The sequence below is a fragment of the Leptospira wolffii serovar Khorat str. Khorat-H2 genome (assembly GCF_000306115.2).
GTDB classification, from domain to species: Bacteria; Spirochaetota; Leptospiria; order Leptospirales; family Leptospiraceae; genus Leptospira_B; species Leptospira_B wolffii.
Map to the genome: position 1 here is coordinate 47,673 of NZ_AKWX02000013.1, position 25,739 is coordinate 73,411.

29 protein-coding genes are annotated in these 25,739 nt (G+C 44.5%); 13 read left to right on the forward strand and 16 right to left on the reverse strand.

Annotation, left to right across the window (positions count from 1 at the left end):
- Nucleotides 1–5: 5 nt before the first annotated feature.
- From pyrF to speD, 4 genes are all read right to left on the reverse strand, one after another.
- A complete protein-coding gene (gene pyrF / locus LEP1GSC061_RS10760; protein WP_016545628.1) occupies nt 6–815 on the reverse strand; it encodes an orotidine-5'-phosphate decarboxylase in 810 nt (269 codons plus the stop codon).
- Nucleotides 815–1,657: a polyamine aminopropyltransferase gene (gene speE, locus LEP1GSC061_RS10765; protein ID WP_016545566.1), complete on the reverse strand. Its 843-nt coding sequence runs from the start codon at nt 1,655–1,657 to the stop codon at nt 815–817. The genes pyrF and speE overlap by 1 nt, the downstream gene beginning before the upstream one ends.
- A gap of 9 nt (nt 1,658–1,666) precedes the next feature.
- Nucleotides 1,667–2,533 carry an S-adenosylmethionine decarboxylase gene (locus LEP1GSC061_RS10770; protein ID WP_016545555.1) on the reverse strand — a complete coding sequence of 289 codons (867 nt, stop codon included), beginning with the start codon at nt 2,531–2,533 and terminating at the stop codon, nt 1,667–1,669.
- A gap of 117 nt (nt 2,534–2,650) precedes the next feature.
- Nucleotides 2,651–3,037 (reverse strand): adenosylmethionine decarboxylase, encoded by a 387-nt coding sequence (gene speD / locus LEP1GSC061_RS10775; RefSeq protein WP_008596834.1) that lies wholly within the window; start codon nt 3,035–3,037, stop codon nt 2,651–2,653.
- A gap of 194 nt (nt 3,038–3,231) precedes the next feature.
- Between speD and LEP1GSC061_RS10780 the strand changes: the two genes are divergently transcribed.
- A complete protein-coding gene (locus LEP1GSC061_RS10780) occupies nt 3,232–3,720 on the forward strand; it encodes a hypothetical protein (RefSeq protein ID WP_016545491.1) in 489 nt (162 codons plus the stop codon).
- A gap of 23 nt (nt 3,721–3,743) precedes the next feature.
- Here the strand turns inward: LEP1GSC061_RS10780 and LEP1GSC061_RS10785 are convergent, their stop codons facing one another.
- A complete protein-coding gene (locus LEP1GSC061_RS10785) occupies nt 3,744–4,232 on the reverse strand; it encodes a DUF2505 family protein (protein ID WP_016545632.1) in 489 nt (162 codons plus the stop codon).
- 234 nt (nt 4,233–4,466) lie between these two features.
- On the opposite strand from LEP1GSC061_RS10785, the gene alr reads away from it, so the two are divergent.
- Genes alr through LEP1GSC061_RS10805 form a run of 4 tightly spaced genes read left to right on the forward strand, consistent with a single transcriptional unit; the run spans nt 4,467 to nt 8,423 of the window.
- Nucleotides 4,467–5,597 (forward strand): alanine racemase, encoded by a 1,131-nt coding sequence (gene alr, locus LEP1GSC061_RS10790; RefSeq protein WP_016545541.1) that lies wholly within the window; start codon nt 4,467–4,469, stop codon nt 5,595–5,597.
- 16 nt (nt 5,598–5,613) lie between these two features.
- The gene (locus LEP1GSC061_RS10795; protein ID WP_016545476.1) at nt 5,614–6,762 is read left to right on the forward strand and encodes a lysophospholipid acyltransferase family protein; all 1,149 of its coding nucleotides are present in this window, start codon (nt 5,614–5,616) and stop codon (nt 6,760–6,762) included.
- 9 nt (nt 6,763–6,771) lie between these two features.
- Nucleotides 6,772–7,671, forward strand: coding sequence for a hypothetical protein (locus LEP1GSC061_RS10800; RefSeq protein ID WP_016545736.1), 900 nt, complete (start codon nt 6,772–6,774; stop codon nt 7,669–7,671).
- Complete coding sequence (locus LEP1GSC061_RS10805) at nt 7,668–8,423, forward strand: magnesium transporter MgtE N-terminal domain-containing protein (protein ID WP_016545496.1); 756 nt, start codon at nt 7,668–7,670, stop codon at nt 8,421–8,423. The genes LEP1GSC061_RS10800 and LEP1GSC061_RS10805 overlap by 4 nt, the downstream gene beginning before the upstream one ends.
- 6 nt (nt 8,424–8,429) lie before the next feature.
- On the opposite strand, the gene LEP1GSC061_RS10810 is transcribed toward LEP1GSC061_RS10805, so the two are convergent.
- The gene (locus tag LEP1GSC061_RS10810; RefSeq protein WP_016545727.1) at nt 8,430–9,098 is read right to left on the reverse strand and encodes an LIC_20245 family lipoprotein; all 669 of its coding nucleotides are present in this window, start codon (nt 9,096–9,098) and stop codon (nt 8,430–8,432) included.
- Nucleotides 9,095–11,395 carry a sensor histidine kinase gene (locus LEP1GSC061_RS10815; protein WP_040508607.1) on the reverse strand — a complete coding sequence of 767 codons (2,301 nt, stop codon included), beginning with the start codon at nt 11,393–11,395 and terminating at the stop codon, nt 9,095–9,097. Before LEP1GSC061_RS10815 ends, LEP1GSC061_RS10810 begins: the two co-directional genes overlap by 4 nt.
- Nucleotides 11,396–11,553: 158 nt before the next feature.
- Between LEP1GSC061_RS10815 and LEP1GSC061_RS10820 the strand changes: the two genes are divergently transcribed.
- Complete coding sequence (locus tag LEP1GSC061_RS10820; RefSeq protein ID WP_016545517.1) at nt 11,554–12,135, forward strand: lytic transglycosylase domain-containing protein; 582 nt, start codon at nt 11,554–11,556, stop codon at nt 12,133–12,135.
- A gap of 10 nt (nt 12,136–12,145) precedes the next feature.
- Here the strand turns inward: LEP1GSC061_RS10820 and LEP1GSC061_RS10825 are convergent, their stop codons facing one another.
- A complete protein-coding gene (locus LEP1GSC061_RS10825; protein ID WP_016545587.1) occupies nt 12,146–12,499 on the reverse strand; it encodes a Cys-rich protein in 354 nt (117 codons plus the stop codon).
- Nucleotides 12,496–14,076 carry an ArnT family glycosyltransferase gene (locus LEP1GSC061_RS10830; RefSeq protein WP_232218432.1) on the reverse strand — a complete coding sequence of 527 codons (1,581 nt, stop codon included), beginning with the start codon at nt 14,074–14,076 and terminating at the stop codon, nt 12,496–12,498. Before LEP1GSC061_RS10830 ends, LEP1GSC061_RS10825 begins: the two co-directional genes overlap by 4 nt.
- A gap of 351 nt (nt 14,077–14,427) precedes the next feature.
- Here LEP1GSC061_RS10830 and LEP1GSC061_RS10835 point away from each other — a divergent pair, with 351 nt between their 5' ends.
- Nucleotides 14,428–15,117 carry a TetR/AcrR family transcriptional regulator gene (locus LEP1GSC061_RS10835; RefSeq protein ID WP_016545641.1) on the forward strand — a complete coding sequence of 230 codons (690 nt, stop codon included), beginning with the start codon at nt 14,428–14,430 and terminating at the stop codon, nt 15,115–15,117.
- Between the two features lie 45 nt (nt 15,118–15,162).
- Here LEP1GSC061_RS10835 and LEP1GSC061_RS10840 read toward each other — a convergent pair whose 3' ends face one another.
- The 3 genes from LEP1GSC061_RS10840 to LEP1GSC061_RS10850 all read right to left on the reverse strand — a co-directional run bounded on the left by LEP1GSC061_RS10840 (nt 15,163) and on the right by LEP1GSC061_RS10850 (nt 19,792).
- Nucleotides 15,163–17,424: an aconitate hydratase gene (locus LEP1GSC061_RS10840; RefSeq protein WP_016545446.1), complete on the reverse strand. Its 2,262-nt coding sequence runs from the start codon at nt 17,422–17,424 to the stop codon at nt 15,163–15,165.
- Between the two features lie 203 nt (nt 17,425–17,627).
- Nucleotides 17,628–18,659, reverse strand: a complete 1,032-nt coding sequence (locus tag LEP1GSC061_RS10845; RefSeq protein ID WP_016545520.1) for an OmpA family protein — start codon at nt 18,657–18,659, stop codon at nt 17,628–17,630.
- Nucleotides 18,660–18,844: 185 nt separating this feature from the next.
- Nucleotides 18,845–19,792, reverse strand: a complete 948-nt coding sequence (locus LEP1GSC061_RS10850; protein ID WP_040508548.1) for an amino acid--tRNA ligase-related protein — start codon at nt 19,790–19,792, stop codon at nt 18,845–18,847.
- A gap of 68 nt (nt 19,793–19,860) precedes the next feature.
- On the opposite strand from LEP1GSC061_RS10850, the gene LEP1GSC061_RS10855 reads away from it, so the two are divergent.
- Complete coding sequence (locus tag LEP1GSC061_RS10855) at nt 19,861–20,187, forward strand: hypothetical protein (RefSeq protein WP_040508549.1); 327 nt, start codon at nt 19,861–19,863, stop codon at nt 20,185–20,187.
- Here the strand turns inward: LEP1GSC061_RS10855 and LEP1GSC061_RS10860 are convergent.
- Entirely contained in the window at nt 20,170–20,610 is a 441-nt protein-coding gene (locus LEP1GSC061_RS10860) for a DUF4279 domain-containing protein (protein ID WP_016545725.1), read from the reverse strand. The genes LEP1GSC061_RS10855 and LEP1GSC061_RS10860 overlap by 18 nt on opposite strands.
- A 240-nt stretch (nt 20,611–20,850) precedes the next feature.
- Here LEP1GSC061_RS10860 and LEP1GSC061_RS10865 point away from each other — a divergent pair, with 240 nt between their 5' ends.
- Both LEP1GSC061_RS10865 and LEP1GSC061_RS10870 read left to right on the forward strand, forming a co-directional pair.
- Nucleotides 20,851–21,576: a response regulator transcription factor gene (locus tag LEP1GSC061_RS10865; RefSeq protein ID WP_016545487.1), complete on the forward strand. Its 726-nt coding sequence runs from the start codon at nt 20,851–20,853 to the stop codon at nt 21,574–21,576.
- Between the two features lie 134 nt (nt 21,577–21,710).
- Nucleotides 21,711–22,250: a DUF1564 family protein gene (locus LEP1GSC061_RS10870; RefSeq protein WP_016545734.1), complete on the forward strand. Its 540-nt coding sequence runs from the start codon at nt 21,711–21,713 to the stop codon at nt 22,248–22,250.
- An 18-nt stretch (nt 22,251–22,268) separates the two neighbouring features.
- Here LEP1GSC061_RS10870 and LEP1GSC061_RS10875 read toward each other — a convergent pair whose 3' ends face one another.
- Nucleotides 22,269–22,574 (reverse strand): 4a-hydroxytetrahydrobiopterin dehydratase, encoded by a 306-nt coding sequence (locus LEP1GSC061_RS10875; RefSeq protein WP_040508550.1) that lies wholly within the window; start codon nt 22,572–22,574, stop codon nt 22,269–22,271.
- Between the two features lie 26 nt (nt 22,575–22,600).
- Nucleotides 22,601–23,014 carry a TraB/GumN family protein gene (locus LEP1GSC061_RS10880; protein ID WP_040508551.1) on the reverse strand — a complete coding sequence of 138 codons (414 nt, stop codon included), beginning with the start codon at nt 23,012–23,014 and terminating at the stop codon, nt 22,601–22,603.
- Nucleotides 23,015–23,262: 248 nt separating this feature from the next.
- On the opposite strand from LEP1GSC061_RS10880, the gene LEP1GSC061_RS10885 reads away from it, so the two are divergent.
- The 3 genes from LEP1GSC061_RS10885 to LEP1GSC061_RS10895 are packed head-to-tail and all read left to right on the forward strand — an operon-like array spanning nt 23,263 to nt 24,243.
- Nucleotides 23,263–23,538 (forward strand): DUF883 family protein, encoded by a 276-nt coding sequence (locus LEP1GSC061_RS10885; protein ID WP_016545485.1) that lies wholly within the window; start codon nt 23,263–23,265, stop codon nt 23,536–23,538.
- A gap of 14 nt (nt 23,539–23,552) precedes the next feature.
- Nucleotides 23,553–23,933 carry an LBF_4227 family protein gene (locus LEP1GSC061_RS10890; protein WP_016545614.1) on the forward strand — a complete coding sequence of 127 codons (381 nt, stop codon included), beginning with the start codon at nt 23,553–23,555 and terminating at the stop codon, nt 23,931–23,933.
- Between the two features lie 25 nt (nt 23,934–23,958).
- The gene (locus tag LEP1GSC061_RS10895) at nt 23,959–24,243 is read left to right on the forward strand and encodes a hypothetical protein (protein WP_016545534.1); all 285 of its coding nucleotides are present in this window, start codon (nt 23,959–23,961) and stop codon (nt 24,241–24,243) included.
- A 39-nt stretch (nt 24,244–24,282) separates the two neighbouring features.
- Here the strand turns inward: LEP1GSC061_RS10895 and pyk are convergent, their stop codons facing one another.
- On the reverse strand, nt 24,283–25,713 hold the full coding sequence (pyk, locus tag LEP1GSC061_RS10900) for a pyruvate kinase (protein WP_016545515.1): 1,431 nt from the start codon (nt 25,711–25,713) through the stop codon (nt 24,283–24,285).
- Nucleotides 25,714–25,739: the final 26 nt, after the last annotated feature.

A 25,739-nucleotide genomic window follows, 5' to 3' on the forward strand; every position in this document is an offset into this window, starting at 1 on the left:
GAGGATTATTTCAGAAGCTTTCGCATCTGTTCCGAAACGGAAGCGGCCGCCTTTCCTGCGGCCTCGGCAAAATCCTCTCCGGACGAAGAAAAGATAATACCACGAGAAGAATTTATCAGAGAATTGCGTCCGCATACCGAGATCACTTCTTCCAAAGAAGCGCCTTGGGCTCCGTAGCCCGGGATTAGGAAAATTCTATCCGGATGCGCCATGCGGATTTCCTGCAATTCCTTGGGATGGGTGGCTCCTACGACCAAGCCAACGTTTCTTGGGGAAAATTTCTCGCTTAGTGCGGCGACTTCTCTGTATAGAGTCCTTCCCGTTTCGGAGAATGTTTTCTTTTGCAGTTCGGCGGAATCCGGATTGGAAGTCAGGCAAAGTAGGAAGACCAACTTGGATTCGTCCTCCAAGAATGGTCGAACCGTATCCGAACCCATATAAGGAGAAAGAGTCAAAGAATCCACTCCCAATTCCTTAAAGAAGAATTTGGCGTATTGTCTCGCGGTATTATCCAAATCTCCCCGTTTGGCGTCGGCTACGATGGGGATCTCCGGATAGTTCGTTTTGATATGACGGATGAGTTTTTCGAACTGGGCGAATCCTTCCGAACCGAAGGCCTCGAAGAATGCGATATTAGGTTTGTAAGCTACAGCGTATCGAGCGGTGGCATCCACGATCTCTCTGGAAAAGACGTAGAGTTTGTCGGGGTACTTGTCTAGGGAACCAGGAAGTTTGGAGATATCGGGATCGATTCCTACGCAAAGAAGGGAGTTTAACTCCTCCCTTCTTTTTACGAATTTGGAATAGAAATCCACTACTTCCTTACGATGTATTCCTGCGCAAAAGGAGGAAGCTGGAAAGCCGCCTTATGAATTTCCGCAGAGTAGTATTTCAATCCTTTCGGAATTCTTTTAGGATCCGGGTCCACTTTATACGGATCCGGCCCTTTGGAGCAGTAAGTAAAGCCGATAATCCCGGAAGGATAGGTAGGCACCACGGTGAAATAATACCCACAGTGATCGAATACCTGAGGAATGAATTGGAATAATTCCTTAATTACCTTTCCATGATAATAGAAGCTTTCGCCTTGGGTAGTGCAGATCCCACCCTTCTTCAAGGAAGCGGCCATGGTCTCGTAAAAGGGACGCTTGAATAGAACTTCCGCCGGCCCTACGGGATCGGAAGAGTCCACGCAAATCACGTCGAAGTATTCCTTATAGTCCTGGACGTACTTGGCACCGTCCTCATAGGCGTGCTTGACCCGAGGATCCTTCATCGCATTTGCGATCTCGGGAAAATATTCGTAGCACACGTCTACGACTCCCTTGTCTATCTCGCAAAGATGCACTTCCTTAACGGAAGGGTGTTTCAGAATTTCCCGGACGGTTCCCCCGTCTCCTCCTCCGATCACGAGAACTTTCTCGGGATTCGGATGGCTCATCATGGGAACGTGGGCGATCATTTCGTGATACGCGAATTCGTCCGCTTCGGTCATCATGACCACTCCGTCTAGAGTGAACATGCGACCGAATCCTTGAGACTCGAATACGTCTATTTTTTGGAAAGGAGTCTTACGGGAATGTAAGAACTCCTTCACTTTAATCTTGAGGGCTCTTCCGTTCGGTAACTCGAGAGCCTCGTCCAGCCAAAGTTCCAAGAATTCTCCTTAGAAGCGGTTCGTTACGGTCAGGCGCATCGTGTCGCCTTTGAAGAACTGACGAGTGAACTCGGCCGCGACTTTCGGATCGTATCCTTTGCAGGAAAAGATATCGATGTAGGAAGTATTGGTATCGTTCGCAAAGTGAGCGGAGATACAGGAAGTCTCGATGAGTTGCACCATGGAATATCCAGCAACGCGATCGTCTTCTCCGAAGTATACCACTTGGGTTTCTCCGAAACGCTTCATTTCGATGAGTTCGCAAAGTTCCACGACGTAACGTCGGATCGCGTCCGCGTCACGGATCAGATCTCCGTTACAATTCTCCAAATCGATGGAAGTGAGCAGTCCCCAGGCTCCGTCCTTGAACGGTTCGTAGACTTTCAGTTCCGAATCGGATTCGATTTTGGATTGGATATAAGTCGGGAAATTACCGTTGAATCTCTTACGTACGATCTCGGCTTCCTCGCTGCGAGCCCAGGCTAATTCCGGGTTTTTCATCGCAGGATGGTAAGTGATTTCCTCGCCCGCTTCGATATCCTTGAGGGCAACCAGGGTAATATCCCCTTGGAAGCCGCAATTTGCCTCGGAGCTTTGGCGGATCAAATGCACGGAATCGATTCCGTCGTCGTGTAGCGGAGAAACCAGGTAGAAGTCTCCGTGAACACGGTGAGGAGTGGAGAGTCCGGACATTCCGGCTAGCTCGTTCTTATGAACGGCTTTGCCTCCCCATACTGCTACCACTTCTCCGGCAGGGATCCTTTCTTTGCTAAAAACAAAGGTCTCTCCGGTCTCCGTAGTACCGATTTCGATGGTATTTCTCAAATAAGAAAAACGATTAACGACTTTTAGTTTGTCTTGGGTCCTCAGGCTCATCCTCTGGCACCTCTCCTCATAATCATATTAATGCAAAAGAACTCCCTGCTCCCTCCTGGAGAGGGGAATTCGTCCTTATCAATGGGGGTTTTTCCGGATATACCGGAGAGAAGATCCTTATTTCCCAACTGGTTTGTGAGGTAGGTCAACGCCAAGTTTCAACAAACCTCGCTTCATTTCCACGACGGAGATGCTCTTTGAGCCGAAGCGTTCCTTGAGATATTCCAGAGCGGCCTGGTTATCGATCAAGTCTCCACAAGTAAAGACGTCGATAGCACAGTAACCGTATTCGGGCCAGGTATGTATCGCGAAATGGGATTCGCTCACGACAACCACACCGCTAACACCGAAAGGACTAAATCTATGAAACACAGATTTAACCGTGGTGGCGCCGGAGAGGTCGACTGCCTTCAACATGATATCTTCTACCAATTCGTGATTGTTGATGGTCTCGTAATCACACTCATAAAACTCTGCAATTACGTGCTTACCCAATGCGTTCATCTACTGCCTGACACCTCCGAACCGGTTTTGGTTTAGTAACCGAGCATGCGTATGACTATGTTTTTTTGTCAACTCTCTACGTAAATTTATATTTATTTTTTCGGTACTTCTTTTTTTAGAATCGGACGAAACAAGAATCGCTTTATATTAGATTTCTTTACCAAGCATTTCGGTTTCGATTCCCTAGGAGTAGAATGAGCACTGATCTTCGAATTAAAAAACGGGTCCTTTTGGGCTTTTTTGCGTTTTTTTGGGTCCTTTCAGGTACGCTATTAGCTTGGAAGTACGACTTCTTTCCATTCGAAAAGAAGGAATCCGTTTCGCCGGAGCCGAGAGCGGAAGCCTTTCGAAGAGCCGAAGCCCAAGGTAAGAAAGGAGTCGTCTTTCTTTTGGAGTCCGAACGTTGCGAAGACTGCAAAGAGGCTCAGACCAAATTAGAAACGTTACAGGAAAGCGGTTGGGAATTCATTCGGATTCCACCTCAAACCGTCGACTGGGAGAATTTGCTCGCGGACGATCGATTTGCGGAAATTAAGCCCGGCTTGGATGCGGGAAGGCCTGTTTGGGGAGCCTGGAATCTAGGCGAAGAAATTCTCTATTTAGGAGAAGGGCTTCCGGACCGGATGACTTTAGACAGGATCCGAGACTGGGGGAAATCCAAGGATACGCAGAGCGCACCTTAGAAGAATACAATCCCGTTACGCGATTAAGCGTCTTTTTTTAGGAATTCCGAAATGGAGTTCTTATCCTTTTCCAAGGAATGGCGGTGAATCTCTTCGATCACCGTTTCAATCACGGAGCCCATGAGAAAGACTCCCGAATTGACTTTTACTTCGTAGCTTCTTTCGGACTCGTTCGGCCCGAGCGATTTGTATACGGAGAACCCTTTGATCGTAACGATGGAGTCGTTGCCGGGAGGAGCGATCGTGAACTCGTGGGTGTTTGTCGAAATATCGAATACGGAATCTTCCAACAAGGAAGGATCGGAGAGCAGGGTCGCAAGGACCTTGGGTAAGGACTCGGCCAATTTTACTTTTCTTTTCTGGAAGATCTTATCTCCTTCCTTTCTTTCTTCCAGAAGCTCCACGTTTTTCAACTCCGGAAAGCGATCTAAGTATTTGTATCGATCCTCCCTCGCTCTGAGAAGATCCGCCAGAGGCACGGGGAAGGTTTGTACTACTTTATATTGTTTCATTCCGCTGTTCCTGGAAAAATGGTTTAGCCGTTTCTCGGGCAGTTTGTAGGCGTTTCCCCGCTCAGGAAACCCTTTTTTCCTTTCTGTGGGAAGGAAAAATCAGCATGACAGGGATTCGAGAAAGAGGGCTGATGACTGTAGATAAATCCACACGGGTCGGATATTCCTTTCGGCTTATTTTTTCCGATCTGTGTTCGAAAATTACGATCAAGCAGCTTCTTTATAATTCACAGAATGAAAGATAGAACTTGGATAGAGCTTTCTAGAGAAGCAGTCTCCTTTAACCTTAAGAATTTCCGCTCCTTAATTCCAGCAAAGACCAGGCTCGCAGCCATCGTGAAATCCAACGCATACGGACACGGGCTTTTGGAAATGGCGGAGCTTGCCGTAGAAGGCGGCGCCGATCTATTAGGAGTCAACTCCTTGGAGGAGGCGATCCCTTTAAGGAAACGTTATCCTAATCTTCCTATTCTGATCATGGGAGAGATTCCGGATTTGGAATATAGAAGGAAAGAAGTCTCCGATCCGAATTACTGGATCATTGTTTCCCGCACGGAAAGCGTTCGGGCTCTCGCGAAATGCGACCCTTCTCCTCAAATCCATCTTAAGGTAGATACTGGAATGGGGCGTTTAGGATCTTTCGGAGAAGAATTGGAAAAGATCTTCTCCGAATTGAAAAAAGAAGGGTTACCCATTCATGGAATCGCGACCCATTTCGCTAGTACCGAAGACGTATTAGAGCAAAAATATTCCAAAGAACAAACGGATCGTTTCAACGAGGCGATACGGATAGCGGAAAAATACGGTTTTACTTCCCTAATAAAACACGCTTGCGCATCCGCTTCGACTATGTTGTTTCCCGAAGCACATCACGATTTGGTAAGAATTGGAATCTCCCTCTACGGACTCTGGCCCAGTCTCCAGACAAGACTTTCCCTCCATCTCACAGGTAAGAAGGACTTTCGACTTTCTCCCGTTCTCGCCTGGAAGACCAGAATCGTACACCTCAAGGATCTACCCGAAGATTCCTATGTGGGCTACGGATCCACCTACCAAACGAGCGCACCTACCAAGGTCGCCGTCGTTCCCGTGGGATATTACGAAGGACTAGATAGAAAGTTATCCAATAACGGAGTCATGCTCGTTCGAGGCAAGAAAGCCAAGATTCTGGGGAGAATCTGTATGAACATGACGATGTTGGATGTCACACATATCCATGGGGTCGAAATCGGAGACACCGTGACCGTAATCGGTAAGGACGGAGAAGAAGAAGTCTCCGCCGACGATCATGCGAATTGGACTTATACGATCAATTACGAAGTGACGACTCGGATCAGCGAATCCGTTCCGAAGACCGTCATTTAAACAGGAAATATACACTATGAACGGCGCAGAGAAGGAAGAGAAAAGGACGAATAACGGTACTAAACCAGTATTTACCACGAAGTTCTACGATGTAATGATCGGGATGGTCTATAGATTCCGAGGGATATTATTCGACTCTTTGGAGGAATATTTTCCGGCGGAAAACCCCAAGCAGATTTTGGAGGCGCCCTACCCTTCGGTGCTTATGGCCAACCATGTTTGGGAAGGAGACGTGCCCGCCCTATCCGCGGTCTATAGACATATCCATCCTTCCATCAAATTCGCGATCCCGGCAAGAGAGGATATTCTCGGCAAAGACTTCCTGGTTAAGGAATTCAAACCTAAGGGATTTCTAAAGTTCATATTCAAGATTATTGATAAGTCCATGATCATTCCCAAGTATCTGGATTATATAGGTTGCGTTCCGATCAAACGGCCTTTCCGAGATAACGCCAGAGAACTTCTGAAAAAGGGGGCTCTCAGGGAAATGGTGGAGCAGGAATGGAGCTATCTCTCAGACCGGATTTCCGAAGGAAGAAACTTATTCCTATTTCCAGAAGGAGTCTTTAATCAGGACGGATATATGAGCCAAATCAAAAAAGGAGTCTATTTCCTTCGTTCCAAATTCAAGGAGATCAATTTCACTTCTTTTACCCTTACCTACGATTACTTTTCTTCCAAGAAGACCGAATTGCATATAGGTTACGGTAAGGCTTTCCCCATACCGGAGAATACGGACGCGGATAAAGTTGCGGGAATCGTAAAGGAAAGATTGGGAGCGGGCTATGCAGTCACGGCGGGAAATTTAACGTCTTACGTTCTTCTAAAATTCGAGGGAAAAGGAGCGGAAAGTAAGGAGAAGTTATTGTCCTTAATAAAATCCTTAGCTTCTACGATACGCACCAAGCATCCCGAGATCTATGTTTCCGGCAAATTCTCCTCGGAGAAATTAGCGGAGGCTTTCGATTCTTTTTTGGAAAAAGCGAAACGTTTGGGCTTTATACAACATAACGGGCAAGAGGTCCGCTTTTTGGAGAAACTTTTTCAGCCTCCGAAAGATCTTCATAATTTAAAGAAAAAAAATCTGGTTTTATACCATAAGAATCAGCTTACCTACCATTTCGCGAAATTAGACGCCGCGTGGGCCTCTCTCGCGAAGGCTTAGGAGTAGACTTTGGCATTTTGGAATCGTTTTCGTTCCCGTAAATCTAGGATCGAGGCTTGGATCTCGGAGCCTGGCAAATTGGAGTCCAGTATCCGAAAGAGTCTGCTCTTTCTTTTTCATACTAGATTAGAGGATCTTCTTCCGGAGAACCCTTCCCTTTCCCCTTCGGCGATCGGGCTCTTCCGACTTCCGGAAGAAAAATTAAAACTTCTGGCGGAGGAGTTTCCGGTGGAGAAGGCATTTCCATATTCTTCTCTAGACGAATTTCTATCCGAGGAGTCCAGAGAAGCGATCGTAGAATTCATCGCGGGAACCCAAGCCGCTCCTTCCAAGACTTTAATTTTAGGAATTCTAAACCAACCCGAATTACAGTCCATGTTTTCGCAAGGTTTGGAGAAAGTGCTGAGCGAATTTCATAAAAAGATAAATCCTTTGCACGGAGTCTTCCAGGCGGCAGGATTGGAGAAGCAAATCTCGCAATTTCTATCTTCCCTTTTGCCAACCTTTACGGAGAGATTGGCGGACTTCGCGGCGGCGGGAGCGGAAACCCAGGAAATCCAATCCGCGATTCGCAACACTTTGAAGATTCTATTCAGTACCGGATTCGGAGAATTGGGTAGAATGAACACTAACGTCTTCGGAGCGGGATCGGACCGGATCCGTAGGGCGATAGCGTCGGACGAGAAGGTGAGATCCGCAATGGAGAATTCTTATGCGGTATTCCGGGATACTCTACTTAATCATTATCGCAAAGAGAGTCTACAGGAATTCGTGGGGCTAAGCGATACAGAGCTGGATCTCTGGATCGGAAAAGTCACTTCGGACACTGCGGATAATATCCGTAAGATACATTCCAAAAGAACTCTCACGCCACTCGTCTTAGACGTGTTGGGGGACATACTGGGATGAAGAAGGTGATCTCCACCATTCAGAACGCTTTGGAGTATCTGGATAAGTTAGGACCTCAGAAATCCTTTCAGCTTTTCCGGAATCTAGGATACGAAGCGCTTTTCTCCATTTCGGAGAAGGTGGATCATAAAAGATTACTGTTTCTAAGCCAGAATCTTTCGGAAAAAGAGATCACAAATCTCCTTCAATCCATAAGCGAATCGGTTTTGGTGGAATTGATCCAAAGTACGTTGCCTGCCGATCTGGTCTGTTACGTTAAAAATCTTCCCTTGGACGATCTGAAAAAACTCGCCGAGGCGCTGGATCCTAAGGACGTGGCGAAGATCAATCAGGATCTGGGATCCAGGAATATTCTGGATATAGTAAAGAACCTAGGAACCGAAGAAGCATTAAGATATTTGAATGCAATCGGAGTGGATTCTTTTTTGGAAATCGCCAAAGTTCTTCCTACCAAGGATTTCGTTCCTTTGGCAAAGGCTTTAACTCCGGAACAATGTGAAGAATGGATCCGAAAACGATCGGTTCGGGAAATTCCGATATTATTAAGATCCTTCGGCACAAAAAACGCCCTCAATCTAATCGAAAAGGCCGGATTTTCCAAGGTAATAAAACTTCTGGAAGTATTCGGCATCGAAGAACTGATGGAATTGGTGCATAGTCTGAACAAGATGAAATTGCCCGCTCTTAAGAAACCGACTGCTCCCAAGAAAAAGACGGTCCGTAAATCCAAGAAAGAAAAAAGAAGACGATAATTCCTTTTAAGGGTTCAAAGCCTTTCTCGCGGTAAGCACTTCTTCCCTGCTCTTTTCGATACTCTCCAATCTTTCCCGGATCAATCTCTCGAATTCGGGATTTAAGGCCTGGCTTTCAGAAGCCTTTCTATATGTTTCCAAGCCGTACTTCAAAATCTCGGTCATATCGTCCGAGCGCTTCAGCTTAGTATCCAAATAAAATCCCATCTCCTCTTTAGGAACATCCTTTCTTTCCAGAATGTCCCTTTGAATCCTATAGTAACGATCTTCCGCTTCTTTCTTCTTGGCCTGCTCTTCTTCGGAAAGCTTTTTAGGGATCAAAGAGTTATTGGGAAATTTATCGAGTAGAGGCTTGTACTTTTCGTACATCTTTTCGTAAAGCTTGGCCTTATCCTCTTCGGAAAGGCTTTCCCAATAGGATTTGGGTTTGGAAGAAGAAGAGGATTCCGGAGTTTGAGAAGAATTGGCGGATTCTTCTTCGGCAGAAGCGGAAAAATCCAGGAAGCCGGTGCCTCCTTCAAAAACGGAGTTCTCTTTTCTCAAAAGCGTTTCTTGAGAAAGGCCTCCCTGGAATTTAGAACTCTCCTTATCTTCGGATGATTCGAATAGGAGATATAAGGCAAATGCGCAGAGAAAAACAAAAACCAGTAAAAGAGTTAGTCGCTTTCGATTCATTCCGAATACAAAGGTAAAATGACCCGGAAAATACTTCCACCTTTTTGATTCGGCTCCAAGACCACGTCCCCGCCCATCTTATTGATTAAAGCTCGGCTGATGGATAATCCCAACCCGGTTCCTCCCACGGTACGATTTCTCTGATCGGGAACGCGAAAGAAACGCTCGAAAATCAATTCTTTGTATTTAGGATCGATACCTATGCCCGAGTCCGTGAATCGGATTTCGACTTTCTTTCCCGGAATCTTCTTCACGGAAACTTCGACTGTACCTTTTTCCGTATATTTCACCGCATTCACGAAGAAGTTCGTGACGATTTGAGAGAACTCGAAACGAACTCCCTTTAATTTCAAGCCGGTGGATAAATCCATCACCACCGACAAACCCTTCTCCGCTGCGGGAGGAGAATTGATATAGAGAACCTCTTCGACTACAGTAACCGGATCGAAGATTTCCTCCATCTCCTCCGAATTTTGGGAGTCCTTCTTCTCCAATTGAAGAAGATTATCGATTAGAAAATTCAGACGGCGCACATTCTTACGAATCACGTCCGCCATTTCCTTTTGCTCGTTGTTCAGGGTCAGAATCGGATCCGCAAGCAGAAGATCGAAATACCCCTGGATATTGGTCATAGGAGAACGAAGCTCATGGGAAATATTCGAAATGAATTCGTGTTTGATCTTTTCCGATTCCAATATCAAAGCGTTGTCGCTGACTTGGATCTGATAAAATCGTTTGGTTTCGGCGCTGAACCCGGTAACGCTCAAGCCCACGGAAAAGCGGGTCCCGTCTTTCAAGATCAGAGACGCTTCCGGAATGAAGGTCATATTCTCATCCTTTCCTCCGGGAGATTTGAGTTCGGTTTGCTCCAATATATCCGGAAGAACCCGAGCCAAACGGATATTCTTGATTTCGGAAGTCTGGTATCCCGAGACCTCCCTGAATCTACGATTGGCATCGACAATCATACGAGTATCCGAATTCACTATGATCATTGCGTCTGTGGCGAATTCGAACATGTATCTGTAGCGTTCTTCCGTGGTCTGTCGCTTGAGATCGCTGATATCCAACCGGGTTTCGAGTAGATAATTATCTTCGGAGAGTCGTTTATTCTTCTCTTCAATATCTCTCATTTCTTGATTTAAATAATCTAATATTCCGTTTACCGTGGATCGGATGAATAGATACGGACTCTTGGGCAATTGAGTATCCAAGGTCACTTCTCTTCTGCCCGAAAAAAGTCCGAGGGCGAGTTCCTTCAGATCCGTTACGAGGCTACGTAGAGGAGCCGCATCCTTAACGTTTCCACTGAGCAGGGAGTTAGGCTTGGAATAGTAAGTTCTATAGCTCTTATCATTGGCTTGGGGAATGGACTGCGGAAACTTCGGAAAAGGATTGTCCGCGACGGAATGAGCCAGATTTTCTAGGATCTTATTTCCACCTTCCTTTCCCGGAAATGTTTTACCGTATATTTCCATGACGAAGCGGACGTCGTCCAGAGAAGGCATGCCCGAAAGAATCCTTCCCAATTCCGAAACGGGACGACGATAGAATCCGTCCAGTTCGCTAGGTCTCCAAGGACAGGGCCCGACCCAATCCGCGACGTAGGAGTCTCCTTCGTAGGCGACATGATTGGCGAGATCCTCCATGGCTTTTTTTAAGGCACGGGAAACCCGATTGGCTTCTTCGGGATATCTGGAAGCGAAACGTCCGGTGAAGACCAACATATTCGTAGGAAGATAAAACGGAGGAATCTCATTCTCGACGGTGAGGCAGTAACCCTTCTCCCCGAAGAATGGGAACTCTTGTAGGGAAGCCGCGACGCCTAGACATTCGGCGCGAATGAATTCATGAGTTAATAATGTAGGACGAGTCGTAAGATACGGGACAGGTTTGCGACGATGGTAATTCTCGGAACGGAAAAATTCCTCGGCCACGAATCGATCCAAGGAATAAGGATGAAGAACCGGAAGAAAACTATGATAGGAATCGCGAATCGATTCAGCTTCCATATAGGAAGCGGAATAAAACCCGTGAACTAAACAGGATAAGATGGTTCCTCGATAAAAAGTCCAGTGAGGAGAGGTCTTCCGAAGCTGTTGATCCACCCAGGCAGTAAAAGGAATCTCTCCCGCTTCCGCTCTTCCTTCCCGAAGATGAGCGAGCACAGCTTCATAACTCTTTAATACGCGGACTCTGACGAGCACGCCCTCTTCCTCGAAATAACCTCTACTGAATGCGAGGAATACCGGGAAAGCGGTGAGCCTAGGTGTTGTGACTATTTCTATTTCGATCACGGCACCCATCGTTCTCGAGATAGGGCCTTTTTTCAAGAAACCCTTTAAATCCGGTCGGAAAAGCTCGAAAAAAGACTTCAGGAGAAGCGAGCTCTTTCCGAGAGACATAATAGAGGAATTAATACTTTCGGTTTAGGAAGGAACTCCTCCGAGGAAAGATGAAGCTATCGGATCTGGACGCATTCCAAAGAATCAGTATGAGAATCGAGGAAATCCAAGGTATTACGGACAGGTTCGAGCCCAGAAATAAGGGAATTTCTGAGGTAGCCAAGAATGAGAATTCTAAGGAACTTCCGAATTTCAAAGATCAGTTGGATGCGAAATTCCAGGAGCTAACCATGGAGGAGAATATTCCGAACTCCCAGGCTCTCTCCGAAATCATACGTAAAGAATCCTCCAAAAACCATTTAGACCCGAATCTAGTAAAATCGGTCATCCGCGCGGAATCCGGCTTTAAACCCTCCGCCGTTTCCTCCAAGGGAGCAATGGGGCTTATGCAATTGATGCCGGGGACGGCCGATCTTTTAGGAGTCGATAATCCTTTCGATCCGGAGGAGAATATCGCAGGAGGAACCAAATTTTTGGGAGACCTGATGAAAAAATTCGGAGATACGAATCTTGCCCTCGCCGCCTATAATGCAGGCCCCGGAGCGGTTCAAAAATATGACGGGATCCCACCGTATAAAGAAACGCAAGATTACGTGAAAAAAGTGAACAGATTCTGGAAAGAGAATAAATGAATATTATAAATCAATAATATTTCTTTAGTTCGCCGAAAAGGCAGGACGTAAGTTCGGAACAACTGGCCATTTTCTCAGGCTGTAAGCAGACCTGCATTTTATCGAAATGCTTTCTACATCCTCTTAAACAGGCGTTTTCTATCTTATATAATTGGTCTTCCGAGGTGGAAGGTAGATCCTTCTTCGTGCATTTCGCAAGGTTATCGCAATAATCTAAACAGATTTCCTTACCTTCCCATTCCATTCCGGAACTTTCCTGAATGGAACCGCGAGAATATTTAAAAGCGATAAATGTACCAACCGCCAGTCCTAGAAGAAAGATAGGCAGATAAGGAAACAATGATTTCCAGGAAATTAACTTCATGGTTGCTCCGGAGCTCCGGAATCGAAATTCCTAATCGGCTCATAAAAATAAATCTGATCTTTACCTTTCGAAGGGCTGAGGAGTTCCTTCCCATTCAGGTTCCTCTTCCAAACAAATTGCGTTTGTATGAGACGGTATTCCTCTTTACGGGTAAAATTCGGATCGAAGACGATCAGATGCCTTCTTCCGTCTATACAATTCCGTTCCGCACCAGGAATGGAATGGGCAATATCGATTCCGGGAAGGGCATTCCGGAAAGTCCATGCTGTCCAGGGGTTCTCGGAGACCACGCAGATTTGCTTTGCGGAAAGAATAGGTCCGTGGTCTGGAACTTCGCTTAGACTCAAGCGAGGGAGAACGGAAAATTGCAAATAAACAAGAAGGAATACCGCGATCCATAAATTCCCTGAATAGATGATGGTAGGAACTCCATCCTCTTTTCGCATCCTGGAGCGGACGAAAAAGACCAGGATTACCAAAAGCAGCAAGAATACCGGTTCCATCCACGATAGTCGATCAAGGAATAGTCCAAAAGCGAACATTCCGATGCAAAGAATGAGAGCGATTGTAAAAGAAAAGATAAAATTCCAGGACAACCAATTGCGAATGCGAATTCCATCCGAAGTATTCTTCTTACCTGAAAAAGAAAGGCCGATAGCCAGGAAGGAAACTGGAATCAATGGGAGAAGATAATAGAAATCCTTTCTATTCGGAGAAATATGCACAATTGCAATCGATACAATGGCCCAGAGGAAGGAACTCCCCATCGTCGATCTGAAATTCCTAGATTTACGAAACAGGCCGGATAAAAAAGCAAAGGCCAGGGCCAAAGAAAATGGAAAACTATAAAGTAGAAATCCTACGGGAATGATCCACTCCGCTTGGTTAGCCGTTGCGGAGGAGAATTTTCCCAGGTTTTCCGTGAAGAAAAATATTCGTAGGAATTCTTTCCCCAAATTCGAAAAGGAAAGTAAAACTAGAATCCAAATTCCCGGAATGATAAGAGAGGAAATATGGAAGAGCAAATGATGCTGGAGTTCCTTCCAGATTCTCCTTCTACCTGTCCAAATACCCGATTTGGAAATCAAGAAAATGCTAAAACAGGAAAAAGAGACTAATAAGGCTCCGCTATATATCTGAAATAATGGCCCTTTAATGAGAATGGCGATTCCGGATAAAAGCCCTCCTAATCCTAACCAAACTTTTCTTCCCGATAATCTGAATTCCAAAATCAAGACGGAGATCGCGGTAATGAAGAATGCCAGCAAAGATTCCATCATCGCTAATCTCGCAAACTTAAAGACACCCAGAGTTAAGGTATAAGCCAGAGCTAATCCGAAGGCGTAAATCGGGGGCGTTTTTGCCCTCCTCAAGCCAAGATAGATTAGGAGAGAGACGCCTAGAAACAATAGAAAAGAAGGGAATCTTTCTCCGAAGAATCCGATTCCGAAAATCGAATCGGAAAGCATGCCCAGCCAAAATAATGCGGGTGGCTTATATAAATTCAAAACGCCTTCAAATTTCGGAAAAAGATAAGAAGAAGACGCAAGGCTTTCCCGAATCGTAGCGATATGCATCGTTTCGTCTCCTTGAGGGAGAAGCGCCTCATCCCCTATTCCGGGGAGAAGGAAGACTGCGTTTAACAAAATCAGTACAAAAACAAATATTCTATCGCCTTCTCTTCGAATTACAAATTGAGAAAAGCGGTTCAAAAAATTGGAAAAAGGTTCCCTTTTTTTTGGAAGAGAATCAGATGAAACGGATCCGAACGAGGTCATAAAATAAGAAAGTATAAGTAATTATTTACTTACTTATTTACCTTTTCCCGTAAACCCCATAATGGGGCAACAGGAAAGAAGTTTCTTAAAAATAAAAATCCGCTTGGCTGATTAGTCGTCGGTCGGGATACATCCAATATAGGCCAAAGGATGAGCAAAACTCCGAAAAAGAAGATCAGGAAACAGAAGACCCAAAAACGGACGACTTCTGGAACCTCCTCTAAAGATCCAAAAAAGAGGGACCGGGCGGCCACCGAACGAGCTCTAATGAAAGCCGGGATCCAGGTCTTTGCCAAAAAGGGATACGACGCCGCTACCACAAAGGATATCGCCAAGTCCGCCGGAGCAAATGAAGCCTTGATCATGAGATATTTCGGAGGGAAAAAAGGACTCTTAGAAGCTATCCTAACTCGAACCGATGACTTGGGCAAGACATCTGAAGAATCTTTGGAGAAGGAAACAAAAGATTATTCCCACCTAGACGAAGCTCTCACACAATCCATTTCCGATAAATGCTCCGATTTTAAACATTACTCAGACTTTATGAAGGTTGCGGTCAGTAGAATCATCTTAGATCCGGATGTTAGTCGGATTATCCAGACTAGAATTTACGCTAAGGCTATCCCGGAAATGATTCAGGAGTTGGAGAAATTTAAAAAGGCGGGGGAAATCGATTCGAAAGCGGATTTAAAATCCGTGGCCTTCGGAATTTCTTCTCTCACATTCGCCCTTGGATTTATGGCTCAGGTCGTTTATAAGATCCCGGAACCGGAGATAAAAGCGACCATTCGAGAAATGGTTCGACTACTTCATAAAGGCCTGAAACCGGAATCTAAGTAAGTTAGATAGCTCGGCAGAAGTCTCCTTCTACCGAGCAAATACTGTCTACTTTCTGCTTCCGATCAGATTTAAAGCGCTTCCGGCCTTAAACCATTCAATCTGCTGAGCATTATAGGTGTGATTTACCTTGAATTCGTCCTTACTTCCGTCCTTATGATTCAGGACTAAAGTCAGAGGAGTTCCTTCTTGGAAACCAGTAAGACCCAGAATATCGATTTTGTCGTCTTCTTGGATCTTATCATAATCCGCCTTATCGGAGAATGTGAGGGCAAGCATACCTTGTTTCTTCAGGTTCGTTTCGTGGATACGAGCGAAAGATTTTACGAGAACCGCTCTCACACCTAGATGTCTAGGCTCCATAGCGGCATGTTCCCGGGAAGATCCTTCTCCGTAGTTTTCATCACCCACGACTATGGACCCGATTCCTTTGGCCTTATAAGCTCGCTGGACCTTAGGCACCTCATCATAAGAAGCGTCCAGCTGATTTTTCACACTATTCGTCTTAGAGTTAAATGCATTGGTGGCTCCGATGAGGAGATTGTTAGAGATATTGTCCAAATGTCCCCGGAACTTCAACCAAGGACCAGCCATAGATATATGGTCTGTAGTACATTTTCCCTTCGCTTTGATCAGAAGGTTCAAACCTTTTAAGTCGGTTCCTTCCCATTTTGCAAATGGAGCAAGTAACTGAAGACGGTTGGAAGTCGGATTCACGACCACCTGGACTCCTGATCCATCGGCAGCCGGAGCCTGATAGCCCGGGTCTTCCACATCGAATCCTTTCTTAGGCAATTCATCTCCGTTCGGAGGATCCAATTTCACCTTCTCTCCCTTATCGTTGATCAGGGTATCGGAGTTCGGATCGAAGGTTAAGTCCCCGGCAATCGCTAAAGCGGTTACTAGTTCTGGAGATCCTACGAAAGCGTATGTATTCGGGTTTCCGTCATTTCGCGACTGGAAGTTTCGGTTGAAAGAATGGACGATCGTATTCTTCTCCTTCTTCTCTGCCCCTACCCTGGACCACATTCCGATACAAGGACCGCAAGCATTCGCGAATACCTTGGCTCCGATCTTTTCAAAAACTTTAATATATCCGTCTCTTTCGATCGTGAATCTTACCAGTTCCGATCCGGGAGTAATCGTAAATTCGGCTTTAGGAGTTAGGGATTTTTCCGCTGCTTGATTGGCCAGAGAGGCCGCGCGAGCGATGTCTTCATAAGAAGAATTTGTGCAGGATCCGATGAGCCCCACTTCTACTTTCGTAGGCCATCCATTCTTCTTAGCCTCTTCCTTCATTTTAGACAAAGGAGTCGCTAAGTCGGGAGTAAAAGGTCCGTTTAAGTGAGGCTCCAACTCCGAAAGGTTGATTTCAATGACTTGGTCGAAAAATTTATCCGGATTTGCATAGACTTCCGGATCCGCATTCAGATGCTCCTTGATTCCATTAGCCAAATCAGCGACATCCGCACGTCCGGTGGATTTCAGATATCTTTCCATCGATTCATCATAACCGAATGTGGAAGTAGTAGCTCCGATCTCCGCACCCATATTGCAGATCGTTCCTTTTCCCGTACAGGAGAGAGAGGACGCTCCCTCTCCGAAATATTCTACGATGGCTCCGGTTCCTCCCTTAACGGTCAGGATCCCGGCAACTTTAAGGATTACGTCTTTTGCAGAAGTCCAACCGTTTAATTTTCCGGTTAATTTGACTCCGATCAGTTTGGGCCATTTCAATTCCCAGGGGAGTCCGGCCATCACGTCACAGGCGTCTGCTCCGCCCACTCCGATTGCCACCATTCCTAATCCACCCGCATTTACCGTGTGAGAATCGGTTCCGATCATCATTCCACCTGGGAACGCATAATTCTCTAAAACTACTTGGTGAATGATTCCGGCCCCAGGTTTCCAAAATCCGATTCCGTATTTATTGGATACGGAGGAAAGAAAATCATAGACTTCTTTGTTTTCGCTAGATGCGGTATTTAAGTCCTTGCTGGATCCCTCTTTTGCAGTAATCAAATGGTCGCAGTGAACTGTGGAAGGAACTGCAACTTTACTTCTTCCTGCGGACATGAATTGAAGCAAGGCCATTTGGGCTGTTGCATCCTGCATCGCCACTCTATCCGGTGCAAAGTCTACGTAAGATTTTCCCCTATCGTAATTCTCCGTAGGAACTCCCTGCCATAAGTGAGAATAGAGAATTTTTTCGGTCAAGGTGAGAGGTCGGCCTACCGTCTCTCTAGCCTTCTTAACCAAGGACCCGAGTTTTTCATACCGGGCACGAATCATATCTATATCAAATGCCATCTGTGTCATCTCCGATGATGATTTCATCGTCCCCGGACCTAGGGCCTTTGTATAGGATTTTTCCGCCAAAAGGACATTTTTAGAAATACGGAATATTTGTTTACCAATTCATCCGCTTGGAAAGTTGGTAGGAAGACCATCCGACTTAGTCGAAGTAATAGGTATAGACCAAAGTGGAAAATTCCGGAATGGAATTTTCGGATTCACTTAACGATTCGGATATTAACTCTTCGATTTTTGCCGTCTTTGGAGGCCTCCGCCCCCAGCTCGGAAGAACCTTTGGCTTCCAAAACCAAGCGGTTAGGCTCGATCCCATTTCCTAGGAGATAATCTCGAACCATTTCCGCTCTTAGCTGTGAGACCCGTAGGTTCACCGGCTCGGTTCCTTCCAAAGATGCATGACCTGTCAAAACGGCCTTAAGATCCGGATGCCGTTTGAGTAAAGATGACAATTGATCCAGGACTTTTCTGGAATCGGAATGGACTGTTATATCATTCTTCGCAAAAATTAGATCCGATTGCTGGACTCTTTTTGCAATTTCCTCGTCCCTTCCGAAAAGGACGGCAGGCTCATATTTCTTCGAAAAAAGCCCGAAGATTCCTCCCTCATCCGTATCTTCCTTTTTCTTTTCGGATACGGAACTTTCTTCCTTCTTAATAGAAGGCTCCTTCTTCTCGCTTTCTCTTTGGGAATTTTCCGGTTGTTTTAGAGCTTCGTTACTTTGGGATTCCGTAACACTCCTCTTGAAGGCATAATAGATTCCTACTCCAAAACCCACCAGGATCACTAAGGAAAGGATCAACACAGGAATCGCACTATTCTTCTTAGATTTTCCCGCTGAAGGTGTAGGAATATAGCCTGAATAGCTTTTCTCACTTAAATCGGAATCGTGTGGAACTACCAAGCTGATAGCCTCGTCCTGGGTGGTATATTCTTCACTGGCACTCTTGTTTGAATGAGAAGATTTCTCTGCGGCCCATTTTCTAATTTCCGTCCGGAACCATTCATCTGCCTTATCCGTGAATTTATAATTCTCACGGATATACTCCATGGTTTTCTTTTCAATATCCGTATATGTATTGTTATCTTTAACGGCGTTTAACAGCTTTTTAGCGTCGCTAACAGAAATTCTTCCGTCTCTCTTACCGGAAGTAGAACTCTCCGCAAGTTCGATCAGGCCTCGATCGAACTTTTTCCCCTTAATAGTGACGTAATATGTCTGTTTTTTGGCCATTCTTTCCGCCCGTTATTCTAAGGTTAACTTTCTCGCCCGAACCGTCGGATGCCCGTTTTTGGTCGACAGGTCCGTAATATAAATCCGTCAACATTACATGCAACCAAAAGTTTAGCACCTTCCTTAATTATCGAACGCTGATAGATGGATTCTTAATTCAAGCCTCTCGAAAAATCTTACGATTTTTAAATCTGATTCCAATACGGACTTACTTCTTCCAGTGAATTTAAGCCTAAAATCACCATAAAGAGTCGATCCAATCCGATCGACACCCCCGTGCATTCGGGAATGCCCCTTTCCAGGGCGAACAAAAACTCCTTGTTCATGGGAAAGACTTCCTTCCCCAATTTTTGCCTTAGACGCTGCTCTTCCGAGAATCTCTTTCGCTGCTCCTCTACATCCTGCAACTCATAGAATGAATTCGAGAGTTCTATATTTCCGAAGTACAATTCAAAGCGTTTTGCACATCCATCTTCGATTTTAGACAACGCGGCCATCTCCGGTGGATAATCATATATGAAAGTAAACTCGGAAGGGAGTTTCGGTTCCACTAAGTTCAAAAAAACGAGATAAAAACAATCCTCATAAGTAAGTTCATTTAAATCCAACCCCGTCAATTTTAACTCCCTAATTTTCTTCTCTAGGGAATTTCGATTCCAATCGTCTAACCGGGCAAATTGGGTAAGGAGTTCCTTCACCTTCCAGCGGTTGATCTTAGGTTGAATAATCGGTTTACCGATCTCATATGAGACATCGGAAATGAGCTCAAATATGAGATCCATCGCACCTTCCAACCTGACATTAGATTGATAAAACTCCAGCATCAGGAATTCGGCAGTATGGTAGGAACTCCCTCTTTCTCCTGACCGGAAAGTATGAGCTATTTCATATACCTTTTTAACTCCAAGTGAGAGCGCCTGTTTTAAAGAATATTCCGGCGACGTTATCAAATATCCTTTTTCCTCCATACTAGGTGATAAGACGCCGAAGGGATCCAAATATGGCTCCATCCCACCAACTCTCTTTAAAGCAGGTGTATCTATTTCCAGGAATTCCCTTTCCGTAAAAAATTTGCGAACAGATTGGAGAAATTTCGATCGTAAGATTAGAGTTTGCAGGTTTATTAGATTCATATTTAGATTTAAAAATTATTGTCGCACTTATTTTAAACGGAATGAAAATTCAGGGGAAGGAACTCCTAATGGAACAAGTTCGCAAATACCGCCACTTTGAAATACGAAAAAAAGCAAAAGTAGTAGAAATTGAACCTACCGAAGCAGGCATAAATGATGAAATTTTAAGCGAGCTACGATCTGTCCTTGCTATGGCATTCTATGAAACGAACAGACATGTAAAATTGGAGATGGGAAAATTCGAAACTCTTCCCTTCTCGGTCATTGAAAAGTTGATGAAATTTGCATTGGATCTTCGGGAAAAGAATCGAGTTTTTATTCTGTCCAAACCATCTCTTCCGATTAGGAAATATATTCAAACTTTTTCGCTAAACGAATTAATCCTTATCCTCTAATCTGCGACCTTTCTCTGGAATCCTCCAAGCGTGAAAGCTCAAAGTAAGCCCGAGGTTCCCGATCAGTAATAAAGTCCTAGGACTCAAGGAAGTTTCCTCTAAACCACCATTATTATATTCTACTGAACAGTATAAAACGACTGAATATTTTTCGCAAATGGTTTGGAATTCCTTACGTCGAGGTGAAATTCTTTCCAGTAATTCCCAGATATGATCCTCCAAGGGCGCATTCGCTTCTTTTTTGGAATATATTTGCCATACCGGAGCAGAGATCGAAGAACCAGAAATAGAAGGAACTCCTTTACCTACCGAAAGATCCGGTCGGATACCTAATTCTCGAGTTAAAGTCTGAGTATCTAAATTCGGATGAGATATGGATATAAGGGCCCAGCATTTCGGATAAGACGACTGACTTGTTTTCATAAATTGTTGGGACCCTTCTATTGAGGTCATAAAAATACCCCTATAGGGCAAAAATACTAGAAATACAATTATTCTCGTCCAATAAAAATTTGAGGAGAAACAATAAGGGCTCCATGTTTTTTTAAGGACCTTTACATTCCTCAACCGATCAAAAATTCATTTTTTGCTATGTAATATTTTTATTACGAATAATGTGTTGTAATGAGGTTAAATTTCCCATCCAATACTCCTGAGGCACCTATGAAGAATATTCTCGTAATCGAAGACGATCCGGATATCGGCAATCTCATCCGAAAGTCCCTGGATTCGGCTCATTATAGGACGACAATTCAGACCTCAGGAGAAGAAGGCCTAAAATATTATAAGGCAAACCACCCGGATTTACTGATTTTAGACCTCTCCTTACCGGATATTGATGGAATGGATGTTTGTAGAACGGTCCGTCGATCCGATGAAAATACACCAATTTTTATCGTTACTGCAAGAAATGAAGAAATCGATCGAATCATGGGATTGGAACTCGGAGCCGACGACTATATTACCAAGCCCTTCTCCGTGAGAGAACTGAAAACGAGAGTGGACGTATTCTTTCGACGCTGGGACAAAAAGGCGGGAATTAAACCTAATATTGGAAGCGGGGGAGAAATCATCAGAGGGTCGCTAAAAATTGATCCAATCCGCAGGCGTGTAACGCTTAAAGACCAAGTAATTAATATATCCAGAAAAGAATTTGATATCCTCCAACTAATGGCTACATCTCCAGGAAAAGTATTTTCACGAGAAATGATTCTCGAGTCAGTCTGGGGAATGGAATGGGACGGATTCGAAAGAATGATAGATTCCCATATTAAGAGAATTCGCTCCAAACTTGAAAAGAATTCCGCTCAACCGGAATGGATTGAAACCATTTGGGGAATCGGCTACCGTTTTACTGATAATTTCGAAAGTATCGTTATTCCAGATTAATCTGGAATAACGATTCCTTTTCTTTTCTACAAACATAATTGTTTACGGTGCTTAGGAGTTCCTTCCTTTTCTAAAAAAGTTAAATCTCTCCAAAAAATACCCGCACAATTAGCTTTGCAGGACCCGTATACTGCATGACGAAGCTAAACTATCATAAATCTAGTTCCGATGAGATCTCCCTAAAAAGCAAATACACAAAAGATCGTAAAGTATCGACCTTAATTATTCCTCCGCGGTATCTGAAGGAGGTTCGGAAAAAGGGAGTAACCCGACTCCTCGAAAAAGCTCTAACCACTCAAAGTCACATTCTAAAAACAAGACTGCGAATTAACAAATCCTCACCGAATATAAAATACCAAACCTCTTTAGGAACAAAGACTCGAAAATACTATACTAAAATTAACTTTAGACCGAAGCCTGAGCATTGGGCGCAATTAAGAAGTTTAGCACTTTCCCACGGGGTATCCATGTGCTACTTATTCATTTTTCTATTAGAAGCTCTTTTGCTGAATTCCTCTCTTAATAAAGTAAGTACCGTTTGGCAATTAAAAGCAACATTACGGTACGGCCTGCAAAGGAACACACTCGTTCGAGACCTTTGGATAACGGAGTTTGTTAAGGAGGATGTTTATGAAAACAGGCGGCGAGAATCTTCCGACCCTAAAATCGCCTAAATTTCTTCGAAGCAGTGATTATTCTTTTAAGTGAATTTTCTCTGCTGCAATCGCAAACTGCAGGTCAAGTGCGGATATACCTTCTATAGTGTGGGTATATATTTCCACCTTAACAACTCGATACCCTAATAGAATATCGGGATGATGATCCATGGTGTCCGCTAAGCCGGCCAGTTTGATAACTAGATCTATACCAGAGGAATACTTTGTTAATTCGTACGTTTTTCTCAGTTTTTTAATGCCGGACACCTCCGCTACCTCCCATCCGAGGGGGAGTTCCTTCCTTAATTCATCATCGGTGACGGGACGCGGAGAATTGTTCATACGAAGTCAAAGTCCGGTAAAATTGCCTACAGCACCTTTTTCAAAGCCTGTTTAATTTTTTCGGCATCGTCGATCGCACCATTTGAAAGGGAACCGGCCCGAGCCATCAGGTTCACGGCGCCATCCATTCTAGCTTTCAGCTCTTCGATTTTATGTAGTTGGTCGTTCAGAAAGGCTAATTTGGATTCAATTTCCAATTCCTTTCGTTCCAAAAGAAGTTTATAATTTTCTAACTCTTGAATCTTCTTTCGAGTCTTCTTCGCCTCGGTATCAACATCTTTTCGATAATATTTCTCAAGTTCTTTCTCGGCCTGGACATGCCTGTCAGCTTCGGCCTTGAATTCCTTTTTCATATGCTTCAGAGCCTGGCGATAGGCCCTATTATAAATGCGCTGTTTTTGAGTTCTTCGTATTCTTGCAATTTTAGAGAAAAAATTCATGCCATCCCCCTGGGGAACTTAGAAATGGAAATGACTTTCGCATAGGAGAGAATAGATACGCTTTTCATAAGCAAAACGTATCTATATGCCGATTTCACCATTATTACGTTTAGACCTTTCTAAGCGACCTATTTCTCCCTTGGAGCAAAGCAAAGGAACAGCAATTTTCGATAATCCAAAGATTTTGCTTAGAAAATTCTTGAAATTGGCTGGGGTTCCTACCATAAAAGTCATTGGAGGAAACTCTTATGTCTAAAGCAGATAATTTAAGCGAAGAACTCCAAATACTAAAAGATAAGGCCAAGAAAATAACTGGCAAGGCTCGGGAGGAATACTTGGAACACGTATCAGATCTTAAAGAGAAGCTAAAACAAGTCACCGGAGAAACTAGCGAAAAAGCGAAGCAAATTATCGATCAAACCGGTACGTATATCAAGGAAAATCCTCAAAAAGCGACTCTGATTGGCTTGGGTGTTGGCGTTGGAATTGGATTAGTAATCGGCCTATTATTACGTAGAAAATAAACGGCGGACTTTTAGTGGCGAGAGACAACCATTCTCAAGAATCCTTTCAAGAGGCGAAAGAATCTCAATCTGGTTCCTCCTTCTTGAACTTCGAGCTAAAGGAGCAACTTCTCGCCTTCATCAATTCGTTTATCGAGTATTTTGAAACTCTATTCCTCTATTTTCAGAGAATAGCGGTAGAGAAAGCCATTGCAGGCGTCCAGGCTTATATATTCCTAAAAGTCGGTCTCTTTTTCATAGGGCTGAGCAGCCTATTGTTCTTAAGCGCTTTTTTTATCTATATCCAAAGGCTTTTTGGCGGAGATCCTCTACCTGCGGCCTTATCAACGGGCGCCCTATGCCTAATCCTCTCTCTCTTTTCCCTACTCCTTTCCTTCAAGAAGATACAGTCTTAAGGTTTTTTAGAAGGAACTCCTCACCATGTCCAAGGAAAAGAAACAGGGGCCCAAAGGCGTTTTCACCCTAAACCCTCTTTCCGGCGAAGATTACACGCCCTGGAAACCTATTTCCGAGATGAGCAAAGAAGAATTACTTCTTCATCTACAGATTAAAAAGCTACAAGTACGCTTAAACTTCGAAAAATTGCAATCCTCGATCAGCTATACGGGAATGCTAATAGAGGCATTTCAAAGCCTCGGCTTGAAAGAATGGCTTTTAGGACTCTTAGAGCAACAGGCTTTCCAGGACCCGGACTCCGAGTCCTAAATAGTTGCTGGAGTTCCTTCCAAAAATTGAAACCCTGACTTATTTAACTTCCCGGATTTGGATCGTCTCCACCCGGTCCGCCCCCGCAATAATATCGGACAGAATCACCACCTGATCCCCATCCTTCACTCTACCGCTCGCCTTCAAAGTCTCAATCGCCAACTTAATCGTCTTCTCCGGATCACTCGAAAAATCGATGCGATACGGAATAACGCTTCGAGTCAGCCAAAGCTTTCTTCGAACCGTTGTCATATTCGTAAAAGCGTAAATCAAAGGGTGTCTAGGATGGAAAGAAGCCACATTCAAAGCTGTCGTCCCTCTTCGAGTAATCACTATGATAGCGGGACATTTAATGGAATCCGAAAGCATGGCAGCTGATTTCGCCATTTCCTCTTTCTTATTAGAAGGAATTCTCTCCTGCACATAACCTAGACCGGGAGCATTCTCAACTCTCTCGGCGATCTTATGAAGCATATCCACGCAACGAACCGGAAATTTACCGGCAGCAGTCTCTCCGGAAAGCATGATTGCATCCGCCTCTTCGAAGACCGCGTTCGCGACATCCGTAACCTCGGCTCTAGTGGGAGAAGGATTATTGATCATCGATTCCAATAAGTGAGTGGCCACAATCACTCTCTTACCTTTGATCGCGCACTCTCTGACGATAGAGCGCTGTATGATAGGCAGTTCTTCGATAGGCAACTCAACCCCTAAATCTCCCCTAGCCACCATCACTCCATCGGAAGCTTCCACGATCTCGACCATATTTCTGACCGCTTCCTGATCCTCGATTTTCGCTACGATCGCAGAATGTCCGTTATTCTCTTCGATAATTTTCCGGAGCTGGTGAATATCTTCGGCCGAACGAACGAACGAAAGGGCGATAAAATCCACATCCTCTTCCAAACCGAAGAGAATATCCTTATGATCCTTTTGAGTAATGGAAGGAAGATTGACTCGAATACCGGGCAAGTTGATATGTTTTCTTGAACCTAACTTACCTCCATCCACGACCTTGCATTTCAAAGCCGTCTCCTGAATCTCTTCCACGACGAGATTGATAAGGCCGTTATCGACGGTTACCCGGTCTCCGATTTTTAAATCCTTAACTATATCCCTATAATTTACGAATACGGATTGTTCTTCCGATTCTTCTCCGGGAATAATATGAAAGGTAAAAGACTCTCCCACTTTCAGGTCCAGGTGGTCCACTTGCAGGTCCCCCGTCCTAATTTCAGGACCTTGGGTATCCAGAAGAATGGCGATCGGATGCTTGAGAACGTCTTTATTCAAAGATTTAATCGCTCGAATCACGGAGCGATGAAATTCATGATTTCCGTGCGACATGTTCAATCTGGCGATATTCATTCCTGCTTCCGCCAAAGCCTGAATCATTTTTTTGTCCGCAGTCGCGGGCCCGATCGTACAAATGATTTTAGTTTTTCTGAAATTAACTAACTCGTTCTTCATCAATGTCGTTCTTCTGTATCGAGTCC

Bases quoted from the DNA above. Each gene is read 5' to 3' on its own strand.
- LEP1GSC061_RS10855 (WP_040508549.1), top strand. From the start codon at position 19,861: ATGGAACAAGTTCGCAAATACCGCCACTTTGAAATACGAAAAAAAGCA.
- LEP1GSC061_RS10825 (WP_016545587.1), bottom strand. From the start codon at position 12,499: ATGAAGTTAATTTCCTGGAAATCATTGTTTCCTTATCTGCCTATCTTT.
- LEP1GSC061_RS10865 (WP_016545487.1), top strand. From the start codon at position 20,851: ATGAAGAATATTCTCGTAATCGAAGACGATCCGGATATCGGCAATCTC.
- LEP1GSC061_RS10770 (WP_016545555.1), bottom strand. From the start codon at position 2,533: ATGAGCCTGAGGACCCAAGACAAACTAAAAGTCGTTAATCGTTTTTCT.
- LEP1GSC061_RS10875 (WP_040508550.1), bottom strand. From the start codon at position 22,574: ATGAACAATTCTCCGCGTCCCGTCACCGATGATGAATTAAGGAAGGAA.
- LEP1GSC061_RS10885 (WP_016545485.1), top strand. From the start codon at position 23,263: ATGTCTAAAGCAGATAATTTAAGCGAAGAACTCCAAATACTAAAAGAT.
- LEP1GSC061_RS10830 (WP_232218432.1), bottom strand. From the start codon at position 14,076: ATGCATATCGCTACGATTCGGGAAAGCCTTGCGTCTTCTTCTTATCTT.
- LEP1GSC061_RS10835 (WP_016545641.1), top strand. From the start codon at position 14,428: ATGAGCAAAACTCCGAAAAAGAAGATCAGGAAACAGAAGACCCAAAAA.
- LEP1GSC061_RS10795 (WP_016545476.1), top strand. From the start codon at position 5,614: ATGAACGGCGCAGAGAAGGAAGAGAAAAGGACGAATAACGGTACTAAA.
- speD (WP_008596834.1), bottom strand. From the start codon at position 3,037: ATGAACGCATTGGGTAAGCACGTAATTGCAGAGTTTTATGAGTGTGAT.
- LEP1GSC061_RS10895 (WP_016545534.1), top strand. From the start codon at position 23,959: ATGTCCAAGGAAAAGAAACAGGGGCCCAAAGGCGTTTTCACCCTAAAC.
- alr (WP_016545541.1), top strand. From the start codon at position 4,467: ATGAAAGATAGAACTTGGATAGAGCTTTCTAGAGAAGCAGTCTCCTTT.
- LEP1GSC061_RS10850 (WP_040508548.1), bottom strand. From the start codon at position 19,792: ATGAATCTAATAAACCTGCAAACTCTAATCTTACGATCGAAATTTCTC.
- LEP1GSC061_RS10785 (WP_016545632.1), bottom strand. From the start codon at position 4,232: ATGAAACAATATAAAGTAGTACAAACCTTCCCCGTGCCTCTGGCGGAT.
- LEP1GSC061_RS10860 (WP_016545725.1), bottom strand. From the start codon at position 20,610: ATGAAAACAAGTCAGTCGTCTTATCCGAAATGCTGGGCCCTTATATCC.
- pyk (WP_016545515.1), bottom strand. From the start codon at position 25,713: ATGAAGAACGAGTTAGTTAATTTCAGAAAAACTAAAATCATTTGTACG.
- LEP1GSC061_RS10870 (WP_016545734.1), top strand. From the start codon at position 21,711: ATGACGAAGCTAAACTATCATAAATCTAGTTCCGATGAGATCTCCCTA.
- LEP1GSC061_RS10840 (WP_016545446.1), bottom strand. From the start codon at position 17,424: ATGGCATTTGATATAGATATGATTCGTGCCCGGTATGAAAAACTCGGG.
- LEP1GSC061_RS10810 (WP_016545727.1), bottom strand. From the start codon at position 9,098: ATGAATCGAAAGCGACTAACTCTTTTACTGGTTTTTGTTTTTCTCTGC.
- LEP1GSC061_RS10880 (WP_040508551.1), bottom strand. From the start codon at position 23,014: ATGAATTTTTTCTCTAAAATTGCAAGAATACGAAGAACTCAAAAACAG.
- LEP1GSC061_RS10805 (WP_016545496.1), top strand. From the start codon at position 7,668: ATGAAGAAGGTGATCTCCACCATTCAGAACGCTTTGGAGTATCTGGAT.
- LEP1GSC061_RS10845 (WP_016545520.1), bottom strand. From the start codon at position 18,659: ATGGCCAAAAAACAGACATATTACGTCACTATTAAGGGGAAAAAGTTC.
- LEP1GSC061_RS10780 (WP_016545491.1), top strand. From the start codon at position 3,232: ATGAGCACTGATCTTCGAATTAAAAAACGGGTCCTTTTGGGCTTTTTT.
- LEP1GSC061_RS10820 (WP_016545517.1), top strand. From the start codon at position 11,554: ATGAAGCTATCGGATCTGGACGCATTCCAAAGAATCAGTATGAGAATC.